This window comes from Muriicola sp., from assembly GCF_049669965.1.
Classification (GTDB): Bacteria; Bacteroidota; Bacteroidia; order Flavobacteriales; family Flavobacteriaceae; genus Muriicola.
This window is the reverse complement of record NZ_JBATLB010000210.1, coordinates 1-4902: the sequence shown is the minus strand read 5'-3', so window position 1 is coordinate 4902 and position 4902 is coordinate 1. Positions and strand designations below refer to the sequence as shown.

The 4902-nt window shown below is 39.3% G+C and carries 4 protein-coding genes; 2 read left to right on the top strand and 2 right to left on the bottom strand.

Going from position 1 to position 4902, the window contains the following annotated elements; genetic code table 11:
- The coding region (locus tag WBM49_RS11015; RefSeq protein WP_424372104.1) for a cellulase family glycosylhydrolase at positions 1-1285 on the top strand (1285 nt) is incomplete at its 5' end.
- Positions 1286-1338: 53 nt separating this feature from the next.
- On the opposite strand, the gene WBM49_RS11010 is transcribed toward WBM49_RS11015, so the two are convergent.
- Both WBM49_RS11010 and WBM49_RS11005 read right to left on the bottom strand, forming a co-directional pair.
- Positions 1339-2574 (bottom strand): glycosyltransferase, encoded by a 1236-nt coding sequence (locus WBM49_RS11010; protein WP_424372103.1) that lies wholly within the window; start codon positions 2572-2574, stop codon positions 1339-1341.
- A 265-nt stretch (positions 2575-2839) separates the two neighbouring features.
- Entirely contained in the window at positions 2840-4078 is a 1239-nt protein-coding gene (locus tag WBM49_RS11005; RefSeq protein ID WP_424372102.1) for an oligosaccharide flippase family protein, read from the bottom strand.
- Between the two features lie 288 nt (positions 4079-4366).
- On the opposite strand from WBM49_RS11005, the gene WBM49_RS11000 reads away from it, so the two are divergent.
- Positions 4367-4902, top strand: a 536-nt coding sequence (locus WBM49_RS11000; protein WP_424372101.1) for a tetratricopeptide repeat protein, incomplete at its 3' end; no start/stop codon positions are given.

Below are 4902 nucleotides of genomic sequence, written 5' to 3'. Positions count from 1 at the left end.
GTCATGGTATGTTAGAAATGTTGCGCTCTCTAACAATGATTCCTATGGAATTGCTGATTATTATACGGACAACATGCGGATCAAAATAGATAGGGTACTAGAGTTGAACAAACAACATAATACCTCAGTAAAGCAGACCAGCCTGGTGCATCATCCTTCACTCGACTTTTATAGCGCCGATGGCAGTCTGGTGGTGTTTACAGACAGGCATGTGGAAACTTATAAGGAGATATGGCAGAATGACCAGATGCTTTTAAGGAAGAACGATACTAGTTCTTATAAGGTTATGATGTTATTAGAAGACGGTTTTTGGCGGATAAGACATATGGTTGAAATTGAAGAACCAGAGGAGGAGCTTCTAGCTTTAACAAAAAACAGCAGTTCGCAATTCGATATTGCCAAAATGAAAGGGCTTAATTACTATCCAGGCAAAAGTGCCTGGGATACCTTTGGAGCCAACTTCAATAAAGAGGTAATTGCGAACGACTTCGCCCGGATACGTAAAATGGGCCTTAATTCTGTGCGGGTATTTGTTCCTTATGAGGAGTTTGGGAAAGCGAGTGTTTCTGATGAAAACCTGGCAAAACTAAAAATAATGCTGGACCTGGCGAATGCCAAAAAACTTAAGGTCTTAGTGACCTTGTTCGATTTTTATGGGAATTATGATGTGATGGATTGGACCTTAACTCACAGACATGCGGAGACCATCGTAAAAGCCTTAAAAGATCATCCGGCACTGTTGGGATGGGACCTGAAAAATGAACCCGATCTCGATTTCGAGTCGAGAGGAAAAGAACAAGTATTGGCCTGGTTGGAAGAAATGAGTAATCAAGTAAGGAAATGGGATCCAAACCATCCTGTGACTATTGGTTGGTCCTCCCCGGAAGCTGCAATTTTATTAGATGATGAGGTCGATTTTATATCCTTTCATTACTATCAGGAGCCTTCTGATTTTTTAGGGAAATACGAGGCTTTAAAAGAGAGGGTAGGAGATAGGCCTATTTTGTTGGGAGAGTACGGGTATTCTTCCTACAGCGGTATTTGGAATGCATTTTTGGGATCGGAAAAAAGACAGGCTGATTATTATAGGGAAATGCAGCAGCATTTAAACGAGGAGGCCGTTCCTTATTTATTCTGGACACTTTATGATTTTGAAGAGGTGCCAAACTCGGTGGTTGGCATATTACCCTGGAGAAAACAACGACAAAAATATTTCGGAGCTATTTCGGCAGATGGTGAGGAAAAACAATGCTACCAATATCTGGATCTATCCTTGCAAAAATAAAAGGAGAGCAGTAACCACGCTGCCCTCCTTTCTACTTAACCTAACATAAATAGTTAAACTACTTCCTTGATAGTTTTCTTTTCCATGGCATGATTTGGGGAAAAGTCAGGTAAGTTCTTGTATTTAATCGCTTTGAAATATTCCGTATACATTTGGGTGATTACAGACATAGGCAAGGAACATGCTGCTTCATAATTGGTCTTCCCCAAATGAATTCTATGAGCATCATTAACCAGGATATTTTCAATCGCGTCGGCCAGGGAGCCAGTATTATCTGGTTGAAAAAACTCTCCTTTATATCCTTCTTCACGAACCAGGATACCCAGATCTCCAAGGTCTGGCAATGCTACTGCTTTTCCATAGCTACCCGCCTGGTGTAAGACACCTGAGCTACCGGTAGTAGAGGTATAAGGAAATACAACCACGGCACTGTCTCCGAATATCCTTGGTACATCTTCCTCAGCAACATAGCCCGTAAACCTTATGTATGGTACATGTGCGTATTTTTTCTCCATGGATTTAAGATAGCCCGGAGTGTTAGGACTATCTGTACCTGCAATAACAATTTCTATGTCTTCTTTCGTTCTGCTCCTGATCATTTCTACGGCCTCGATCATGATCTCAACACGCTTATAGGTACCGAATTTACCAAAGGCCATTACTTGTTTTGGTCCTTTTGGTAAAGCGTAATTGGGCTCTGGAGGTGTTTCAAAGGATCCGTGAGGAATCAGTGCAATATTGCGCGCCTTGTATTTCTTCTCCAGGATTGTAACATATTTACTGATGGTTACAGCTACTACGTCTGAAGCCAATACAAATTTGGTTAACATGGTCCCAATTACATTATAGACCTTTTGCAACAATTTGTTCTGGGTAATTCCTGCATTATCAAGATCTACTTGTTCCAGAATATTATGTATTAGAGAAATGGTTGGAATACGTCTTAATTTACAGATAAATGGAGCCAACAGGCCAAGAGCTGCGGGAATTTTTTTATCTCCAAACTTTAGGAATTGAAGGTTAAATAAAACGGCATCTGGTTTAGTTTCTGAGATTGCCTTATTGATGTGATACAGGTTTGAATAACTATTAAAACTCCAGCTTTCTTTTACTGTAATTTTACATCCTTCACCTTCAAAGGACAGATCTTTTTCTTCAGTGGTTCTGTCGGTGATCAATACGATCTCCGTTACATCGTCTTGTAAACGGAAGTGTTTTACCAAATGGTATCCATATTCAGTTAAGGTTACTTTACTGGGTGGATACGCGGTTACAATTGCTAATTTCATAGGTTAAGTATTAAGATTAATATTTTATTTACAGGGCAAATATCATATAAAAGGCAGTGAATACGGGCTGTGAGAAGTTCACTGCATCCTTACTGTAGACGAATGGAAAAGCAGTATCGGTAAGCAGAAATTGGGGTCCTGTATTTTTAGAACTTAATGGACCCTAAACATCTTTGATAGGTCCCCGGATATAAACCTGATAGAGACAAAAAAAAGGTCGGAACTAATAAAAGATCCGACCCTGGCATTTTTGAACAGAAAGCTTTTATAAACTTCGCTTCTTATATAGAAAATAAACAATTTGGGAGATCAGTAAAATTACCATTACAAGGATCTGTAACTGTACAATTTGCTCTAGGGAGTTATGCAGTACGCTTATGAGTGCTATCTGAGATAACCCTAAAACTCCTGAAATAATTACGGGTACATAATGATCCAGGGATAAGAAATAATAGGCAAATATATTCCCTATGGCGAAAAGCGATGTGGCTACCGCATATTGCCATAATAAACCTGCCATAGCCAAATAGGCATCACCAAACATTAGTTTAATGATTAACTCCGGGAAAAAATAACACGATGTTATAATGGTTAGAGAAAGGAGTGCAACATAGCCAACATATTTAAATAATACAGGAGCAGTGGCCTCTCCATCTTTTTCTTTTTGAACAACTGCAGGCAAGAGGAGCATCACAAACATCCACGCTACAAAGTATACTACCCGGCCAATGAGAGCCAGAGAAGCATATAAACCTGCCTCATTGGGGCTGAAATAATGCTTCACCATAAGTACATCGCTGTTGTTAATGATGATCTGAGTAATTTCATAACAAAGTGTCAGGATAATGAACTTATTTATTCGTTTCGCATTTTCAGATGATAACATTGAAGGTCTGGCAATTGAAATGCCTTTTACATCTGAAGGGATCAAACCGAAAAGAAAGGAAAATCCAATCCCTATTGCAACAGAAAGGGCAGGTTCCCAGGGGCTAAATAACAGGAATGCCAGGGTGATCAGCAGTCGGCTCCACATCTCCGTTTGATAGGTGATAGAGAGCTTGTTAAAATTATGATGTCCCTGGTAGTTCCCTCTATTCACGCTCATAAAAAAGTATAAAGGGATTCCAAAGCCAAGTGCCACAAACATATAGGGAGTATTTGTCTGAAACAGCATTTGTAGATCTTTGGCAAAATAAACGAAAAATGCGCCAAAAAGCATTCCCACAATAATGGCTTGTTTGTAGGTCCTGTTTAAGAAACTGTCCCAAACCTTTCCGGAAAACACCACAGCGAATTTTGTTGTTGCCAACTGAAATGTCATCCCCAGAAAGGACAAAACCAACAGTAGCGTTACAAGAAGTGCAGCATCAGCATATGCCTCCGGCCCCAATAATCTACCCAGGATCAGGTTGTATAAATAGTTGCCACCATTAACGAGTAACACACTACCCATAAATACTTGTTCGGGTGTAAACTTTTTAAATAAAATTCTAATTGCGGTCATGTCTAATTTTTAAAAATGTGTTCTAATGATCAAGCCCTTTACTTTCTCGATTTTGAAATCACTATAATGATTCATTTTAGTTAAGTGTTCTTTTAATTATTACCCCAAATATCTCCCAAGCTGACGTTTTTTAATTCCCGATTTAGACGGATGGCCAATTGCTGTAGACGAACGGACATTATCGCACTTCCGGTGCGGGAAGGACTGCATTAACTTTACATAACCAAATAATAAGAAGGTGAGATGCTTAAAAAATGGCTTCGTAATCCATCTAAAAATGCTTAACCTATGAAAGTTAAATTTTTATTACCTGTATTACTTTTCACTTCCACTCTTATGAGCGGACAAGGAAGTATGAACGAAGGATTTCAATTATTGGAATCCGGATCGTTTGAGGAAGCAGAAACCTATTTTGATTCGTATCTGGAAACAGACCCCGATAACAAAACGGCCCAGATCTGCTATGGCAGGGCAGTGGGATTAAGCGGGGAACCTACCAAAGCCATTGAATTATTTTCTGAGCTTCTTCAGGAATACCCATCAGATTTTGAGGTTCAGATCAACTATAACGAAGCCTACTTATGGGATAAGCAGTATAGCAATGCCAAACCCTTGTATGAAGAATTGGTAGCGAATAACCCAACTAATTTTGGGGCTCTTTTAGGGTATGCAAACACTTTAAGTAATCTTAAAGAATTTGAATCGGCACTCGCCTGGGTAAATAAGGCCCTGTCTTTGCAACCTGAGAACAATAGTGCTAAAACCTCTAGAAAATATATTAAATTAGGTTTTGCCAACACCTATATTACCAAAAAGCAGTATAC